The following is a 15,775-nucleotide window of genomic DNA, read 5'->3' as shown; positions in this document are numbered from 1 at the left end:
AACCCTGACGCCGCTCATAAAATTACCCTTAAAGGGTAATTTTGACTAATCGAAAATCCCGCTCCTTTTCCAGCTTTGTAACCCTAGCCCGTTGCCCTCTCGGACGAAGCTGACTAACATGTCAGAAAATTCATCCTATGATTGGATGAAAGGGCGAATTCAATGACAGACACATCCCCATTGGTGAAGCGTTCTCTGGTCGATCAGGCCCTTGAACAGTTGCGCCTGCGCATCAACAACGGCACCTGGTCAGTCGGCCAACGCCTGCCCACAGAGCCTGAGCTGGCGACCGAGCTGGGTATCAGCCGCAACACCGTGCGCGAAGCCATGCGGGTGTTGGCGTTTTCCGGGTTGATCGAGATTCGCCAGGGCGATGGCAGTTACCTGCGGGCGGTCGTCGACCCGCTCGACACGATGAAAGCCTTGTCCCGCTGCTCCCACGAGCAGGCCCGGGAAACCCGGCACATCCTCGAGGTCGAGGCCATCGGTCTGGCGGCGTTGCGGCGTACCGATGAAGACCTCATCGCACTGCGTAAAGCCTTGGGTGTCAGCGGCAGCCACTACCACGGCGATCTCGACAGCTACATTGCTTGCGATCTGGTGTTCCATCGTCGTTTGGTGGACGCCGCGCATAACCCGACGCTGAGCGAGTTGTATCGCTATTTCTCCAGCATCATCGGCGCGCAACTGCGCCAGACCCTCAACATCACTCCCAGACGTCAAGAGGTGTTCGACCTGCATATCGAACTGCTCTATGCCGTCGAGCAGCGCGATCCGGAACGGGCCAAAGCCATTTCCCGGCAGTTGATCAATGAACCTTGAAACCGAGAACCTCATGTCCAGCCAGCAGGCGAATACCCACAGCACGACCCCACTCAAACGCACGGCTGAGCTTGAAGAGCTGTTGATCGATGCCGAGGCCGATGACGAACAGGTCCAGCAAAGCCATCCGGTTTTACGTCGCCCGTGGTTGTTGCTGCTGGGGCTGATTCTGGTGGCGCTGAACTTGCGTCCGGCGTTGTCGAGCATGGCGCCGCTGCTTAGCGATGTGTCGAAAAGCCTCGGGCTGTCGGCAGCTCAGGCGGGTTTGCTGACCACCTTGCCGGTGCTTTGCCTTGGGCTGTTCGCGCCGCTGGCGCCGCTGCTGGCGCGGCGGTTTGGTGCCGAGCGAGTGGTATTGGGAATTTTGCTGGCGCTGGCTGGCGGGATCATTCTGCGCAGTTCGTTCGGTGAGATCGGACTGTTTGCCGGCAGCGTTCTGGCCGGCGCGAGCATTGGCGTGATTGGTGTGCTGCTGCCGGGCATCGTCAAACGTGACTTTGCCAAACACGCGGGCACCATGACCGGCGTTTACACCATGGCCCTGTGCCTGGGCGCAGCCATGGCGGCGGGTGCGACGGTGCCCTTGAGCCAGCATTTCGACGAAAGCTGGGCGCTCGGCCTGGGCTTTTGGGTGATCCCGGCGCTGGTCGCGGCGCTGTTCTGGTTGCCGCAAGTTGGCCAGAAACACGGCGCGCACAACGTGGCGTATCGGGTACGCGGTTTGCTGCGTGATCCACTGGCCTGGCAAGTGACCCTGTACATGGGCCTGCAATCCTCGCTGGCCTACATCGTCTTTGGCTGGTTGCCGTCGATCCTGATCGGCCGGGGGCTGACCCCGACCCAGGCCGGGCTGGTGCTGTCCGGTTCGGTGATCATTCAGTTGGCCAGTTCGCTGGCTGCGCCATGGCTGGCGACTCGCGGCAAAGATCAACGGCTGGCGATCGTCGTCGTCATGCTCCTGACCCTCGGCGGTCTGTTCGGCTGCCTCTATGCGCCGATCGAAGGCCTGTGGGGCTGGGCGATTCTGCTCGGATTGGGGCAGGGCGGTACGTTCAGCCTGGCGCTGACCCTGATCGTACTGCGTTCGCGCGATGCCCATGTGGCGGCCAACCTGTCGAGCATGGCCCAGGGGTTCGGTTATACGTTGGCCTCAATGGGCCCGTTCGCAGTCGGTCTGGTACATGACTGGACCGGCGGCTGGACCGCGCTGGGCTGGATCTTCGGGGTCATTGGCCTCGGCGCGATTATCGCCGGTCTCGGTGCCGGGCGTTCGCTGTACGTACAGGTCGAAAGCGAGCGCGTCTAAAGCTTGCGTACTACCGGTATTCCTGTGGCGAATGCTGGTAGTTTTCCCGACGTTGGCAGATTATCGTGCAGGCATCTTTCGAAGCCATTTTTGCCAATGCAGGGAGCCTGCCCATGAGTGATGCCAACCGCGCATTGATCACCCAGTTCTATCAAGCTTTTCAGCGGCTGGATGCCGAGGCCATGAGCGCCTGCTACACCGACGACGTGGTGTTCAGTGATCCGGCGTTCGGCGAACTGCGTGGGCGCGATGCCGGCGACATGTGGCGCATGCTCACGACTCGCGCCAAAGACTTTTCCCTGACCTTCGATAACGTCCGCGCCGACGAGCGCACGGGCGGTGCGCATTGGGTGGCGACCTACCTGTTCAGCCAGACCGGCAACACGGTGGTCAACGACATTCAGGCGCGATTTGTTTTTCGTGACGGCAAGATCTGCGAGCACCACGACCATTTCGATCTGTGGCGCTGGTCGCGTCAGGCATTGGGTTTCAAAGGTCTGTTACTGGGTTGGACACCGCTGGTGGGCAACGCTGTACGCGCGCAAGCCTTGAAAGGCTTGAAGGCGTTCCAGGCCAGTCGCTGATAAGATCGCGGCTTGTTTCCTACAAGCCTTGATCGTCACGTGAACACCTTGAGCGAAGTCTCCGTCAGCGACCCTGCAACTCCAGCCACACAGAGCAAACCCTGGTTTGTCTATCTGGTTCGTGCGGCCAACGGTTCGCTGTACTGCGGGATCAGCGACGATCCCGTCCGGCGTTTTGCCACTCATCAAAGCGGCAAAGGTGCGCGTTTCTTCCTCTCCAGCCCGGCTGTTGCATTGGTGTACACCGAAGTCTGCCGCGATAAAAGCGAAGCGCTGCGTCAGGAACGCCTGATCAAAAAACTCAAGAAAAGCGCCAAGGAATGCCTGGTGGCGAGCGCTGCTGGGGGCTTATCAATCTGACTGATAAGTGCCCATCAGGCAGATGGGTAGGCCGCTATTCGATTGCGCGCTAAGCTGCTGACTCCTAACACCAGCAGCGGGCTCCAGCATGTCAGAGTTGATTCTCCACCATTACCCGACGTCCCCTTTTGCTGAAAAGACCCGGCTGTTGCTCGGTTTCAAAGGCTTGTCCTGGCGTTCCGTGAAGATCCCGCCAGTGATGCCAAAACCTGATTTGACCGCCCTGACCGGTGGTTACCGCAAGACCCCGGTGTTGCAAATTGGCGCCGATATCTACTGCGACACGGCGTTGATCGCCCGCCGCCTGGAACAGGAAAAGGCTTCGCCTGCATTGTTCCCGGAAGGTCAGGAGATGATCACTGCAAGCTTTGCTGCCTGGGCTGATTCGGTGGTGTTTCAGCACGCGGTGAGCCTGGTGTTCCAGCCAGAATCGGTGGCGGTGCGTTTTGCCAAGTTGTCTCCAGAGGCGATCAAGGCTTTTGTTGCTGACCGTGCCGGGCTGTTCAGCGGTGGCAGCGCTACGCGGTTGTCAGCCGAGCAGGCCAAGCATCAATGGCCGACGATCATGGCGCGGCTTGAGCAACAGTTAGAGCGTGAGGACGGCGACTATCTGTTTGGTGAACCTTCGATTGCCGATTTCGCCATGGCTCACCCGTTGTGGTTCCTCAAGGGCACACCGGTGACTGCGCCGTTGGTCGATGTTTATCCGGCGGTATCGGCGTGGTTGGCTCGGGTCATGGGCTTCGGGCACGGGGCGTTCAGCGAGATGACCTCTGAAGAGGCGCTGGAGGTTGCGCGTCATTCAACGCCCGCTGCTTTGCCGGATGAGCAATTCGATGAGCCAAGCGGCTTCAAGGCCGGCCAGCAAGTAGTCATTGCGGCGATTGACTATGGCGTTGATCCGGTCGCAGGTGAGTTGCTGTTTGCAGGGCGCGAAGAACTGATCCTGCGCCGCGAAGATGAGCGCGGCGGACTGGTGCATGTGCACTTCCCGCGGTTTGGATTCCGCATCGAGGCACGCTGACAAACTAATGTGGGAGCGAGCTTGCTCGCGATGAGGTCATTGCAGTCGACATCCATGTTGAATGCCAGTCTGTCATCGCGAGCAATCGAGCGTCGACCGGCTGCTCCCACAGTTATTTCAGGGCGGTGAGGATCGCTTCAGGCTCATAACCGCGAATCAATGTGCCGTTCACATCCAGCATCGGAATCCCCCGTCCACCCAGCGCTTCATAGGCCTTGCGCGCTTCGGCATTTTTTTCGATGTCGAACTCGCGGTACGGAATGCCTTTCTGGTCGAGAAAGCGCCGGGTCAGTTTGCAGTAACCGCACCAGTCGGTGGCGTAGAGCACGACCCTGGCGTTGGCCTGGGTCTGCTCGGACACCGCTTGCGATGGATTGAACACCCGCTCGATCTTGCCCCAGTTCTGGTAGACCACGACCACCAGCAGGATCAGCAGGAATTTCTTCAGTACACCGTTAAGCATCAGTTGCGGCGCTTCAGCTGATCGGTCAGCTGGGTCGGCAGGCCCTTGATGATCAGCGTGCCGGCTTCTTCGTCGTACTCGATCTTCGAGCCCAGCAGGTGTGCTTCGAAGCTGATAGACAGGCCTTCGGCGCGGCCGGTGAAGCGGCGGAACTGGTTCAGGGTGCGTTTGTCGGCCGGAATCTCTGGCGACAGGCCGTAGTCCTTGTTACGAATGTGATCGTAGAAGGCTTTCGGGCGTTCTTCGTCGATCAGTTCCGACAGCTCTTCAAGGCCCATCGGCTCGCCGAGCTTGGCCTGGCTGCTGGCGTAGTCGACCAGGGTTTTGGTCTTCTCGCGGGCGGACTCTTCCGGCAGGTCCTCGCTTTCGACGAAATCACTGAACGCCTTGAGCAGGGTGCGGGTTTCGCCTGGACCGTCGACGCCTTCCTGGCAGCCGATGAAGTCGCGGAAATACTCGGAAACCTTTTTGCCGTTCTTGCCCTTGATGAACGAAATGTACTGCTTGGACTGCTTGTTGTTCTGCCACTCGGACACGTTGATCCGCGCTGCCAGGTGCAACTGGCCAAGATCCAGGTGGCGGGACGGTGTCACGTCCAGCTGGTCGGTCACCGCCACGCCTTCGCTGTGGTGCAGCAGGGCGATGGCCAGGTAGTCGGTCATGCCTTGCTGATAGTGCGCAAACAGCACGTGGCCGCCGGTCGACAGGTTGGACTCTTCCATCAGCTTTTGCAGGTGTTCCACTGCAACGCGGCTGAACGCCGTGAAGTCCTTGCCGCCGTCGAGGTACTCCTTCAGCCAGCCGCTGAACGGATGCGCGCCGGACTCGGCATGGAACAAACCCCAGGCCTTGCCTTGTTTGGCGTTATAGCTTTCGTTGAGGTCGGCGAGCATGTTCTCGATGGCCGTGGACTCTGCCAGTTCCGAGTCGCGGGCGTGGAGAACTGCAGGAGTGCCGTCGGGTTTTTTGTCGATCAGGTGGACGATGCAATGACGGATCGGCATGGGCTTCTCGGCTGATTGAAGAGAGGAGGGCGTGCTCCCCGAAAAAGTGCCCAGTGTACCGCACCTGCTGGTTTTGGCGGTGCTTGAAGGGTATTCGAGGCGTGTCTGACCGGGCTTATGCGCTTTTTTCCGGATTTAGAGCAATAAAGCTGACCAAATGGGTAGGTAGAGGCGGATATTTCCCCGTCTCTGTGCTAGTTTTGCCCGGTCTTACGCGAAGTCACTGCGTTAAGCGTGCATTCAGCATTTGTCAGGTCGAACCAAACCCTGATTTCGGCATCTATAACCCCGACCCGTCGGTGTTGTAGCCGAGGGTGCCAGATCCAGAAGATCGGGCTCGATGGCTGACACTGCACTCTGCAATCCATATGAATTTGATAGGGAAGGAACACCACATGGCTCTTACTAAAGACCAACTGATCGCCGATATTGCTGAAGCTATCGACGCGCCAAAAACCACCGCGCGTAACGCTCTGGACCAACTGGGCCAAATCGTTGCTGATCAACTGGAAAACGGCGGCGAAATCACTCTGCCAGGTATCGGCAAGCTGAAAGTGACCGAGCGTCCTGCCCGTACCGGCCGCAACCCTTCGACTGGCGCTGCCATCGAAATCGCTGCCAAGAAAGTTATCAAGCTGGTCGTGGCTAAAGGCCTGACTGACGCTGTTAACAAGTAAGACCGCAGTAAAAAAAACCGTGCGCCGGGACAACCCGGGCACGGTTTTTTTGTGCTCGCGATTCAGCAAACGCTGCAAATCTATGTGGGAGCGGGCTTGCTCGCGAAAGCGGTGTGTCAGTCACCATTGAAGTCGACTGACACACCGCTTTCGCGAGCAAGCCCGCTCTCACATTTGATCTGCGTTGGTCAGTTACTCAGCTCTTGCGAACCCAGCGTTCGCGCCAGACCTGCTGCTCGGATTTGGTCTGGAAGGTCCAGGCGACAAAACGGCTTTGCTTTTGCCCCTGGGACATCTCCACGACCTGGCTTTCCAGTGCGCCGGCCTTTTTCAGGGCGGTCTGGATGGCAGGCAGGTTTGAGGCTTTCGAGACCAGGGTGCTGAACCACAGCACTTTGTGTGGAAAGTGTGCGCTCTCGGCGATCAGTTGCGTCACAAACCGTGCTTCGCCACCTTCACACCACAGTTCGGCCGATTGACCACCAAAGTTCAGCACCGGCAGCTTGCGCTTCGGGTCGGCGCGGCCCAGTGCGCGCCATTTACGCTCGCTGCCCTTGGTAGCCTCGTCCATCGAGGCGTGGAACGGCGGGTTGCACATGGTCAGGTCAAAGCGTTCGCCGGGTTCGAGCAGGCCCAGCAGAATGTGCTTGGGATTGGTTTGCTGGCGCAACTGAATGGCTTTGTTCAGCCCGTTGGACTGCACGATAGCTTTGGCGGCGGCCACGGCCGTCGGGTCGATTTCCGAGCCGAGGAAGTGCCAGCGATAGTCGCTGTAGCCGATCAACGGATAGACACAGTTGGCACCCATGCCGATATCGAGCACCTTGACCGGTGCGCCCCGAGGGATCTCGCCATCGTTGACGCTGGCCAGCAAGTCCGCAAGGAAGTGCACATAGTCGGCGCGCCCCGGCACCGGTGGGCACAGGTAATCAGCCGGAATGTCCCAATGGGCAATGCCGTAGAACGACTTGAGCAGCGCTCGGTTGAACACCCGCACCGCATCCGGGCTGGCGAAGTCGATGCTTTCTTTGCCGTAGGGATTGATGATCACGAACTTCGCCAGCTCAGGCGTGGTCTTGATCAGCGCCGGGAAATCGTAACGGCCCTGGTGGCGGTTGCGCGGGTGCAGGCTGGCCTTCTCGCGCGGCTCGACGGCTTTGGCCGGGGTCGCAGGTTTTGGCTTTTGGCGCGGGGCTTTGGGTTTGCTAGGGGCGGTCATGGGAAGTCGATTCAGGGTTTTGGCTCAAAGTGGCGGGCATTGTCCCACATCCGGCGCTTGTGAACCCAATTGCAAAGACAACCAACATACACTGTGGGAGCGAGCTTGCTCGCGATGACGGACTGGCACCCAACAATGATGTCGATTGGAAGACCGCTATCGCGAGCAAGCTCGCTCCCACAGGGATTGTTGGTGTTTGGGGGAATGCAGGCATAAAAAAGGGAGGCCACACGGGCCTCCCTTTTTAATCGCTGGAGTTGCCGTTACAAACTGGCAATCCGCGCATGTTGCTCGGCCAATCTGCCCAGAGCCTGTTCGGCTTCGGCCAGTTTGGCGCGTTCTTTCTCGATGACGTCGGCTGGGGCCTTGTCAACGAAACCAGCGTTGGACAGCTTGCCGCCAACCCGCTGCACTTCGCCTTGCAGGCGCTGGATTTCCTTGTCCAGGCGCGCCAGTTCGGCGTTTTTGTCGATCAGGCCGGCCATCGGCACCAGCACTTCCATCTCGCCCACCAGTGCGGTAGCAGACAACGGTGCTTCTTCGCCTGCAGCCAATACGGTGATCGACTCGAGCTTGGCCAGCTTCTTCAGCAGGACTTCGTTCTCGGTGAGGCGACGCTGGTCTTGTGCGCTGACGTTCTTCAGGAACAGCGGCAGTGGCTTGCCCGGGCCGATGTTCATCTCGCCACGAATGTTACGCGTGCCGAGCATCAGACCCTTGAGCCATTCAATGTCATCTTCGGCGGCCTGGTCGATGCGTGCCTCAACGGCCACTGGCCAAGGTTGCAGCATGATCGTCTTGCCTTGAATACCGGCCAGCGGCGCAATGCGCTGCCAGATTTCTTCGGTGATGAACGGCATGAACGGGTGGGCCAGGCGCAAGGCGACTTCCAGCACGCGAACCAGTGTGCGACGGGTGCCGCGTTGACGCTCTACGGCTGCGTTTTCGTCCCACAGCACAGGCTTGGAGAGTTCCAGGTACCAGTCGCAGTACTGGTTCCAGATGAACTCGTACAAGGCTTGTGCCGCCAGGTCGAAGCGGAACTGATCGAGTTGACGGGTCACTTCGGCTTCGGTGCGTTGCAGCTGTGAAATGATCCAGCGATCCGCCAGCGACAGCTCGTAGGCTTCGCCGTTCTGGCCGCAGTCTTCGCCCTTGTCCAGGACGTAGCGCGCGGCGTTCCAGATCTTGTTGCAGAAGTTGCGATAGCCTTCGACGCGGCCCATGTCGAACTTGATGTCGCGGCCGGTCGAAGCCAGCGAGCAGAACGTGAAGCGCAGGGCATCGGTGCCGTAGCTGGCGATACCGTCGGCGAACTCGTCGCGGGTCTGCTTCTCGATCTTCTTCGCCAGTTTCGGCTGCATCATGCCCGAGGTGCGTTTCTCCACCAGTGCTTCGAGCTCGATACCGTCGATGATGTCCAGCGGATCCAGGACGTTGCCCTTGGACTTGGACATCTTCTGGCCCTGGCCATCACGCACCAGACCATGCACATACACGGTCTTGAACGGAACCTGCGGTGTGCCGTCTTCATTTTTCACCAAATGCATGGTGAGCATGATCATCCGGGCAACCCAGAAGAAAATGATGTCGAAGCCGGTCACCAGCACGTCGGTGGAGTGGAACTTCTTCAGGAATTCAGTCTGCTGCGGCCAACCGAGCGTGGAGAAGGTCCACAGGCCCGAGCTGAACCAGGTGTCGAGCACGTCGTTGTCCTGTTGCAGCGCAACGTCCGGGCCCAAGTTGTGCTTGGCACGCACTTCGGCTTCGTCGCGGCCGACGTAGACCTTGCCCGACTCGTCGTACCAGGCCGGAATCCGGTGGCCCCACCACAGCTGACGGCTGATGCACCAGTCCTGGATGTCGCGCATCCACGAGAAGTACATGTTTTCGTACTGTTTCGGCACGAAGGCGATACGGCCGTCTTCAACGGCAGCAATCGCAGGCTCGGCCAGCGGTTTGGTGGAAACGTACCACTGGTCGGTCAGCCACGGCTCAATGATGGTGCCGGAGCGGTCGCCTTTCGGTACCTTCAGGGCGTGATCGTCGACGCTGACCAGCAGGCCGGCCGCTTCGAACGCGGCAACAATTTCCTTGCGCGCCTGGAAACGGTTGAGGCCGGCGTATTCAGCGGGCAGTGTGCCGTCGATTTCTTCGTTGACGCTGCCATCGAGGTTGAAGACCTGGGCTGCTGCCAGCACCTCGGCGTTCTTGTCGAAGATGTTCAGCAACGGCAGGTTGTGGCGCTTGCCGACTTCATAGTCGTTGAAATCGTGGGCCGGGGTGATTTTCACGCAGCCGGTGCCGAATTCAGGGTCGCAGTAATCGTCAGCGATGATCGGGATGCGGCGGCCAACCAGTGGCAGCACGACAAATTTGCCGATCAGGGCTTTGTAGCGTTCATCGTTCGGGTTAACCGCCACGGCAGCGTCGCCGAGCATGGTTTCCGGGCGAGTGGTCGCGACGATCAGGTAATCGTTGCCTTCAGCGGTCTTGGCGCCGTCGGCCAATGGGTACTTCAGGTTCCACAGGAAACCTTTTTCGTCGTGGTTTTCCACTTCGAGGTCGGAAATCGCCGTGTGCAGCTTGGTGTCCCAGTTGACCAGGCGCTTGCCGCGGTAGATCAGGCCGTCTTCGTGCAGGCGTACGAAGGCTTCCTTGACCGCTTCCGAGAGGCCGTCGTCCATGGTGAAGCGCTCGCGGCTCCAGTCGACGGACGAGCCGAGGCGGCGGATTTGACGGCTGATGTTGCCGCCGGACTCATCCTTCCACTCCCAGACTTTCTCGAGGAATTTTTCGCGGCCCAGATCGTGGCGATTCTGGCCCTTGGCTTCGAGCTGACGCTCCACCAGCATTTGCGTGGCGATGCCGGCGTGGTCGGTGCCCGGCTGCCACAGGGTATTGCGACCCTGCATGCGGCGGAAACGGATCAGCGCGTCCATGATCGCATTGTTGAAGCCATGGCCCATGTGCAGGCTGCCAGTGACGTTCGGTGGCGGAATCATGATGGTGTAGGAATCGCCCGCACCTTGCGGGGCGAAATAATTCTCGGACTCCCAGGTGTTGTACCAGGAAGTTTCAATGGCGTGCGGCTGGTAGGTCTTATCCATGCGCGGCGGGACCCTATTGGCATTTATTCAGGAAAAGCCGGGAAGTATAGCGGGGCATGGGGCGAAGGGCGAGCAGGGGCGGACCGGGTGCTTCATCAAGTTCAGCGCTGATCCAGTGCGGGAGCGAGCTTGCTCGCGATGCAGGCGACGCGGTCTTTCAGGAAACCGAGGTGATGCTATCGCGAGCAGGCTCGCTCCCACAGGAGATCGGTGTTACTCGTACTGACTCAACAACCGCTCCATTCGCGCATCCAGGCGGCGTTTGATTTCGGTTTCGATGTGCGGGGCGAAGTCGTCGATCACGTCTTGCATGATCAATTGCGCGGCAGCGCGCAGTTCGTCGTTCAGGTGCAGCATGACATCGGCGCCTTGCTGGACGCATGATGCCGGAGCCGGAGCCGGAGCCGGAGCCGGAGCTGCGACAGGCGCGGGAGCGGGCGCCGGTGTTGGAACGGGTGGTTCGATGACTTCAGCCTGCGGTTTGCCGCCGACCTTATCGAACAACATCGGAATCTGGCCTTCACCACTGACTTGCTTGACGGTGTCGGTCAGCAGGGGTGGTTGCAGGTTGTCGTCGCCGAGCAACTGGCGGATCGACTCGAGGTCGTCCAGCAGGTGTGCGGACTTTTGCAGCGGGTTTGACGTGTCCATCGTATGCTCAGAGTCGCTGTAAACGGTGATCTTGCAGAGGATAGCCCTGTTCGCGGTAGAAACGGAAACTCTCCCGCGCGGCCTGACGAATAGTCGGGTCTTCAACCACCACTTCGGCCACACGGGCAAAGCGCTGGGCAAAAGACGGGACTTTGAGGTCGAGATTGACCAGCAAGTCCTGGTGTTGTCCTGGATCGTCTCCCAGGCCGAGCACCACCAAACCGTCCGGTTCGTTTTCGGCGGGGCCGTGAGGCACGAAACTTTCGCCTTTGAACGCCCACAGGCGTGCATCAAGATCGTCACGCTGGGCGGCATCGCTGCAATGCAGGTAGATGCGGTGGCCCATGCGCCAGGCTTTTTCGGTGAGCTTGCAGGCAAAATCCAGCCGCGCTGAAGGATCGGCGCTGGGCAGGATATAAAAGTCGACTTTGGTCATTGCGGTTCCTGATGCCTGCGCGGCGTCATCCGTGGATGACGCCGTTCAGGATCTTCAGTTTCAGGCTTTGGCGCGGTCCAGCAGGTATTGGGTCAGCAATGGCACCGGACGGCCGGTGGCGCCCTTGTCCTTGCCGCCGCTGGTCCAGGCCGTGCCGGCGATGTCCAGGTGCGCCCACTTCAGGTTCTTGGTGAAGCGCGACAGGAAGCAGGCTGCCGTGATGGTGCCGGCTTTCGGGCCACCAATGTTGGCGATGTCGGCGAACGGGCTGTCCAGCTGTTCCTGATACTCATCGAACAGCGGCAATTGCCAGGCGCGGTCGTCAGCCTGTTGGCCTGCGCTCAGAAGTTGGCCGATCAGTTCGTCGTTGTTGCCCAGCAGGCCCGAAGTATGGGCGCCGAGGGCGACGACGCAGGCGCCGGTCAGGGTCGCGATGTCGATCACGGCCTGTGGCTTGAAGCGTTCGGAATAGGTCAGGGCATCGCACAGCACCAGACGGCCTTCGGCGTCGGTGTTGAGGATTTCCACGGTCTGGCCGCTCATGGTGGTGACGATATCGCCAGGGCGCGAAGCCTTGCCGCTCGGCATGTTCTCGGCACAGGCCAGGATGCACACCAGGTTGATCGGCAACTTCAGTTCGAGCACGGCACGCAAGGTGCCGAACACGCTGGCTGCGCCGCCCATGTCGTACTTCATCTCGTCCATGCCGGCGCCAGGCTTGAGGCTGATGCCGCCGGTGTCAAAGGTGATGCCCTTGCCAACCAGTGCGTATGGCTTCTCGGATTTCTTGCCGCCGTTGTATTGCATGACGATCAGGCGCGGTGGCTGGGCGCTGCCCTGGCCGACGGCGTAGAACGAACCCATGCCCAGTTCCTTGATTTGTTTCTCATCAAGGATTTCGACTTTCAGGCCCTTGAACTCCTTGCCCAGGTTCTTCGCCTGCTCGGCGAGGAAGCTTGGGTGGCAGATGTTCGGCGGCAGGTTGCCCAGGTCGCGGGTAAAGGACATGCCGTTGGCGATTGCAGTGGCGTGAGTCACGGCGCGCTCGACTTCAGCCTGCGCGGCCTTGATGGTCAGCAGAGTGATTTTCTTCAGGGCGCGCGGATCGGACTTCTGGCTCTTGAACTGCTCGAAGGTGTATTCGCCGTCGACCAGGGTCTCGGCCAGCAGGCGGGTCTTGCCGTAGCTGTCACGCCCTTTGACCACGATTTCGTCCAGCGCCAGTGCGGCATCGCTGCCACCCAGGCCTTTGAGGGTGTTCAGTACGCCGGCGATGATTTTGCGGAACGGACGGTCGCCCAGCTCGGCGTCTTTACCCACGCCAACCAGCAACACGCGTTCGGCTTTGAGGTTCGGCAGGCTGTGCAGCAACAGGCTCTGACCCACTTTGCCGGCCAGGTCGCCGCGCTTGAGAACTGCGCTGATCGCGCCACCGCTGAGCTCGTCGAGCTGTTTGGCTACATTGCCGAGTTTGCGGTCTTCACCGACGGCGACCACCAGAGTGGCGGTTTTCAACGTTTCTGGGCTAACGCTTTTTACAACCAGTTCCATGTCCGGGTCCCTGAATAAATGGTCAAAGTGCAGCGTGTTACGCAGTGCGCGCACACGTTTGCCTATCTATAGAAAGACGCTGGTTCGTGCCAGCGACAAAGGCCGCAGTTTGAACCTCGCTCCGTGCGCCTGACAAGCCTCGCGCAGGTGATCTTTATGCCGTTGCGCGGTTGCTTGAGCGTGCGCAGTGACAGGCGCGTTCAATCACAGGATAATGCGCGATCTTTTTCGACGGCTCAGCCCTGTGGGCCGCCGATATGTTTGCTTGTTTGGCCGCCTTAGCCTGACAACCCTGGAGTGTCTGGTTTGATTGTCTTCCGTTATCTGTCCCGTGAAGTCCTGTTGACCTTGAGCGCCGTCAGCGCTGTGCTGCTGGTCATCATCATGAGTGGGCGCTTCATCAAGTTCCTGGCCCAGGCCGCCTCGGGCGCCCTGGACCCAGGCTCACTGTTCCTGATCATGGGCTTTCGTCTGCCGGGTTTCCTGCAACTGATTCTGCCTTTGGGGCTGTTTCTCGGGATCCTGCTGGCCTACGGTCGCCTGTACCTTGAAAGTGAAATGACCGTGCTCTCTGCGACCGGCATGAGCCAGCAGCGTCTGCTGGGCATGACCCTGTTTCCGGCTGTGCTGGTTGCCGTGATCGTGGCCTGGCTGAGCCTGAGCCTGGCACCGCAAGGCGCCAATCAGTTCCAGTTGCTGCTGAACAAGCAGGACGCCATGACTGAGTTCGACACGCTGGTGCCGGGCCGTTTTCAGGCGTTACGCGATGGTTCGCGGGTGACTTACACCGAGCAGATGTCCGATGACCGGATCAATCTGGGCGGCGTCTTCATCTCGGAGAAGCGTCTTTCCGCCGATCAGAAGGATCGCGGCATTTCCGTACTGGTGGCCGAAAAGGGCCGTCAGGAAATCAAGGAAGACGGCAACCGCTACCTGATTCTCGACAATGGCTACCGTTACGACGGTCAGCCGGGGCTGGCCGACTACCGGGCCATCAAGTACGACACCTATGGCGTGCTGCTGCCTAAACCGGATGTCAGCGACGAGGTGACGGATCGCGATGCGATGCCGACCCGTACCCTGCTGAACAATCCGGATATGAGTGCGCGCGCCGAGCTTGAGTGGCGTCTGTCGCTGCCGTTGCTGGTGTTTATCGTGACGTTGATGGCGGTGCCGCTGTCGCGGGTCAATCCGCGTCAGGGACGTTTCCTCAAGTTGCTGCCGGCGATTCTTCTATATATGGCTTATCTGACGATCCTGATCGCCGCACGCGGTGCTCTGGAAAAAGGCAAGATCCCCCCGGCACTGGGCCTGTGGTGGGTTCACGCAATATTCCTGGTCATTGGCCTGGGACTGCTCTACTGGGAGCCGTTGCGCTTGAAAATGGCGAGTCGCCGCAGTGCGTTGGAGGTGGCCCGTGGTTAAGCTCGATCGCTACATTGGTGGCAGTGTTTTCATGGCGATCCTGGCGGTACTGGGGATCATTCTGGGCCTGGCAACCTTGTTTGCATTCATCGACGAGATGAGTGATGTCACCGATACCTACACCCTCACCGATGTATTGAGCTACGTGGCGCTGACAGCGCCACGTCGGGTCTACGACATGCTGCCGATGGCGGCACTGATCGGCTGCCTGATCGGCCTGGGCAGCCTGGCCAGCAGCAGTGAATTGACCATCATGCGCGCCGCTGGCGTGTCCATCGGCCGGATCGTCTGGGCGGTGATGAAGCCGATGCTGGCGTTGATGCTGGCAGGCGTGCTGGTCGGCGAGTACGTTGCGCCCGCTGCGGAAAACGTGGCCCAGGCCAATCGCTCCCTGGCTCAGGGCATTGGTGATGCGCAGAGCGCCAAGCACGGTATGTGGCACCGCCAGGGTGATGAGTTCATTCACATCAACTCGGTGCAGCCGGATGGCATTCTGTACGGTGTGACTCGCTATCGTTTTGACCGCGAGCGTCACATGCTGACCTCGAGCTTCTCCAAGCGTGCGCAGTTCGAAACAGATCATTGGCAGCTCAATGACGTCACCACCACGGTGTTCCATGACGGCAGTACCGAAGTGGTCACGGCCCCGCAAGAACGCTGGGACGTACCGTTGAGCCCGCAACTGCTGAACACGGTGATCATGACGCCGGAATCGTTGTCGATCAGCGGATTGTGGGGTTACATCCACTATCTGGCGGACCAGGGCCTGAACAATGGCCGTTACTGGCTGGCGTTTTGGGTCAAGGTGTTGCAGCCGCTGGTCACTGTTGCCCTGGTGCTAATGGCGATTTCCTTTATTTTCGGCCCGCTGCGCTCGGTGACCCTGGGGCAGCGCGTATTCACGGGTGTACTGGTCGGCTTTACCTTCCGTATCGCTCAGGATTTGCTCGGGCCTTCAAGCCTGGTCTTCGGTTTCTCGCCATTGTTCGCGGTGCTGGTTCCGGCCAGTATCTGTGCGGTGGCCGGTCTCTGGATGCTGCGCCGAGCCGGTTGATCGCAGATATTTCCTGCCCCGGCTGACACTCAAATGCCCCGTTCGCAAGAGCGGGGCGTTTTTGTATCCAATACCGTTGACCTGTGAAC

Annotated in this window: 15 protein-coding genes; 8 read left to right on the top strand and 7 right to left on the bottom strand. The window is 59.8% G+C overall.

Annotated features, from left to right (window positions below):
- Positions 1 to 162 precede the first annotated feature (162 nt).
- From AC1DIG_RS12745 to AC1DIG_RS12725, 5 genes are all read left to right on the top strand, one after another.
- The gene (locus AC1DIG_RS12745; RefSeq protein WP_477767593.1) at positions 163 to 822 is read left to right on the top strand and encodes a FadR/GntR family transcriptional regulator; all 660 of its coding nucleotides are present in this window, start codon (positions 163 to 165) and stop codon (positions 820 to 822) included.
- Entirely contained in the window at positions 812 to 2,128 is a 1,317-nt protein-coding gene (locus AC1DIG_RS12740; RefSeq protein ID WP_477767592.1) for a CynX/NimT family MFS transporter, read from the top strand. Before AC1DIG_RS12745 ends, AC1DIG_RS12740 begins: the two co-directional genes overlap by 11 nt.
- Positions 2,129 to 2,241: 113 nt before the next feature.
- Entirely contained in the window at positions 2,242 to 2,712 is a 471-nt protein-coding gene (locus AC1DIG_RS12735) for a nuclear transport factor 2 family protein (RefSeq protein WP_054593887.1), read from the top strand.
- Between the two features lie 39 nt (positions 2,713 to 2,751).
- A complete protein-coding gene (locus AC1DIG_RS12730; protein ID WP_477767591.1) occupies positions 2,752 to 3,072 on the top strand; it encodes a GIY-YIG nuclease family protein in 321 nt (106 codons plus the stop codon).
- A gap of 88 nt (positions 3,073 to 3,160) precedes the next feature.
- Positions 3,161 to 4,096 (top strand): glutathione S-transferase family protein, encoded by a 936-nt coding sequence (locus AC1DIG_RS12725; protein ID WP_477767590.1) that lies wholly within the window; start codon positions 3,161 to 3,163, stop codon positions 4,094 to 4,096.
- A 112-nt stretch (positions 4,097 to 4,208) separates the two neighbouring features.
- Here the strand turns inward: AC1DIG_RS12725 and AC1DIG_RS12720 are convergent, their stop codons facing one another.
- Together AC1DIG_RS12720 and yejK are read right to left on the bottom strand one after the other, a co-directional pair.
- Complete coding sequence (locus AC1DIG_RS12720; RefSeq protein WP_477767589.1) at positions 4,209 to 4,559, bottom strand: glutaredoxin family protein; 351 nt, start codon at positions 4,557 to 4,559, stop codon at positions 4,209 to 4,211.
- Positions 4,559 to 5,563 carry a nucleoid-associated protein YejK gene (gene yejK / locus AC1DIG_RS12715; protein WP_054593883.1) on the bottom strand — a complete coding sequence of 335 codons (1,005 nt, stop codon included), beginning with the start codon at positions 5,561 to 5,563 and terminating at the stop codon, positions 4,559 to 4,561. The genes AC1DIG_RS12720 and yejK overlap by 1 nt, the downstream gene beginning before the upstream one ends.
- 395 nt (positions 5,564 to 5,958) lie before the next feature.
- Between yejK and AC1DIG_RS12710 the strand changes: the two genes are divergently transcribed.
- Positions 5,959 to 6,240, top strand: a complete 282-nt coding sequence (locus tag AC1DIG_RS12710; protein ID WP_007905514.1) for an HU family DNA-binding protein — start codon at positions 5,959 to 5,961, stop codon at positions 6,238 to 6,240.
- Between the two features lie 196 nt (positions 6,241 to 6,436).
- Here AC1DIG_RS12710 and rlmF read toward each other — a convergent pair whose 3' ends face one another.
- The 5 genes from rlmF to AC1DIG_RS12685 form a co-directional block, all read right to left on the bottom strand.
- Entirely contained in the window at positions 6,437 to 7,459 is a 1,023-nt protein-coding gene (gene rlmF, locus AC1DIG_RS12705; protein ID WP_477767588.1) for a 23S rRNA (adenine(1618)-N(6))-methyltransferase RlmF, read from the bottom strand.
- A 263-nt stretch (positions 7,460 to 7,722) separates the two neighbouring features.
- Positions 7,723 to 10,569 carry a valine--tRNA ligase gene (locus AC1DIG_RS12700; protein WP_477767587.1) on the bottom strand — a complete coding sequence of 949 codons (2,847 nt, stop codon included), beginning with the start codon at positions 10,567 to 10,569 and terminating at the stop codon, positions 7,723 to 7,725.
- A 213-nt stretch (positions 10,570 to 10,782) separates the two neighbouring features.
- Positions 10,783 to 11,220 (bottom strand): DNA polymerase III subunit chi, encoded by a 438-nt coding sequence (locus AC1DIG_RS12695; protein WP_477767586.1) that lies wholly within the window; start codon positions 11,218 to 11,220, stop codon positions 10,783 to 10,785.
- Between the two features lie 7 nt (positions 11,221 to 11,227).
- The gene (locus AC1DIG_RS12690) at positions 11,228 to 11,656 is read right to left on the bottom strand and encodes a DNA polymerase III subunit chi (protein WP_123585119.1); all 429 of its coding nucleotides are present in this window, start codon (positions 11,654 to 11,656) and stop codon (positions 11,228 to 11,230) included.
- A gap of 60 nt (positions 11,657 to 11,716) precedes the next feature.
- A complete protein-coding gene (locus AC1DIG_RS12685; protein WP_477767585.1) occupies positions 11,717 to 13,207 on the bottom strand; it encodes a leucyl aminopeptidase in 1,491 nt (496 codons plus the stop codon).
- A 306-nt stretch (positions 13,208 to 13,513) separates the two neighbouring features.
- Between AC1DIG_RS12685 and lptF the strand changes: the two genes are divergently transcribed.
- Positions 13,514 to 14,632 (top strand): LPS export ABC transporter permease LptF, encoded by a 1,119-nt coding sequence (gene lptF / locus AC1DIG_RS12680; protein WP_477767584.1) that lies wholly within the window; start codon positions 13,514 to 13,516, stop codon positions 14,630 to 14,632.
- Positions 14,625 to 15,686, top strand: coding sequence for an LPS export ABC transporter permease LptG (gene lptG, locus AC1DIG_RS12675; RefSeq protein ID WP_477767583.1), 1,062 nt, complete (start codon positions 14,625 to 14,627; stop codon positions 15,684 to 15,686). Before lptF ends, lptG begins: the two co-directional genes overlap by 8 nt.
- Positions 15,687 to 15,775: the final 89 nt, after the last annotated feature.

The sequence above is a fragment of the Pseudomonas sp. 05N431 genome (assembly GCF_056397005.1).
The sequence above is the reverse complement of the archived record's forward strand: the minus strand, read 5'-3'. Positions and strand labels throughout refer to the sequence as shown.

Excerpts from the sequence above, each read along its gene's own strand:
- AC1DIG_RS12745 (WP_477767593.1), top strand. The coding sequence starts at position 163 with ATGACAGACACATCCCCATTGGTGAAGCGTTCTCTGGTCGATCAGGCC.
- AC1DIG_RS12740 (WP_477767592.1), top strand. The coding sequence starts at position 812 with ATGAACCTTGAAACCGAGAACCTCATGTCCAGCCAGCAGGCGAATACC.
- AC1DIG_RS12735 (WP_054593887.1), top strand. The coding sequence starts at position 2,242 with ATGAGTGATGCCAACCGCGCATTGATCACCCAGTTCTATCAAGCTTTT.
- AC1DIG_RS12725 (WP_477767590.1), top strand. The coding sequence starts at position 3,161 with ATGTCAGAGTTGATTCTCCACCATTACCCGACGTCCCCTTTTGCTGAA.
- AC1DIG_RS12720 (WP_477767589.1), bottom strand. The coding sequence starts at position 4,559 with ATGCTTAACGGTGTACTGAAGAAATTCCTGCTGATCCTGCTGGTGGTC.
- yejK (WP_054593883.1), bottom strand. The coding sequence starts at position 5,563 with ATGCCGATCCGTCATTGCATCGTCCACCTGATCGACAAAAAACCCGAC.
- AC1DIG_RS12710 (WP_007905514.1), top strand. The coding sequence starts at position 5,959 with ATGGCTCTTACTAAAGACCAACTGATCGCCGATATTGCTGAAGCTATC.
- rlmF (WP_477767588.1), bottom strand. The coding sequence starts at position 7,459 with ATGACCGCCCCTAGCAAACCCAAAGCCCCGCGCCAAAAGCCAAAACCT.
- AC1DIG_RS12700 (WP_477767587.1), bottom strand. The coding sequence starts at position 10,569 with ATGGATAAGACCTACCAGCCGCACGCCATTGAAACTTCCTGGTACAAC.
- AC1DIG_RS12695 (WP_477767586.1), bottom strand. The coding sequence starts at position 11,220 with ATGGACACGTCAAACCCGCTGCAAAAGTCCGCACACCTGCTGGACGAC.
- AC1DIG_RS12690 (WP_123585119.1), bottom strand. The coding sequence starts at position 11,656 with ATGACCAAAGTCGACTTTTATATCCTGCCCAGCGCCGATCCTTCAGCG.
- AC1DIG_RS12685 (WP_477767585.1), bottom strand. The coding sequence starts at position 13,207 with ATGGAACTGGTTGTAAAAAGCGTTAGCCCAGAAACGTTGAAAACCGCC.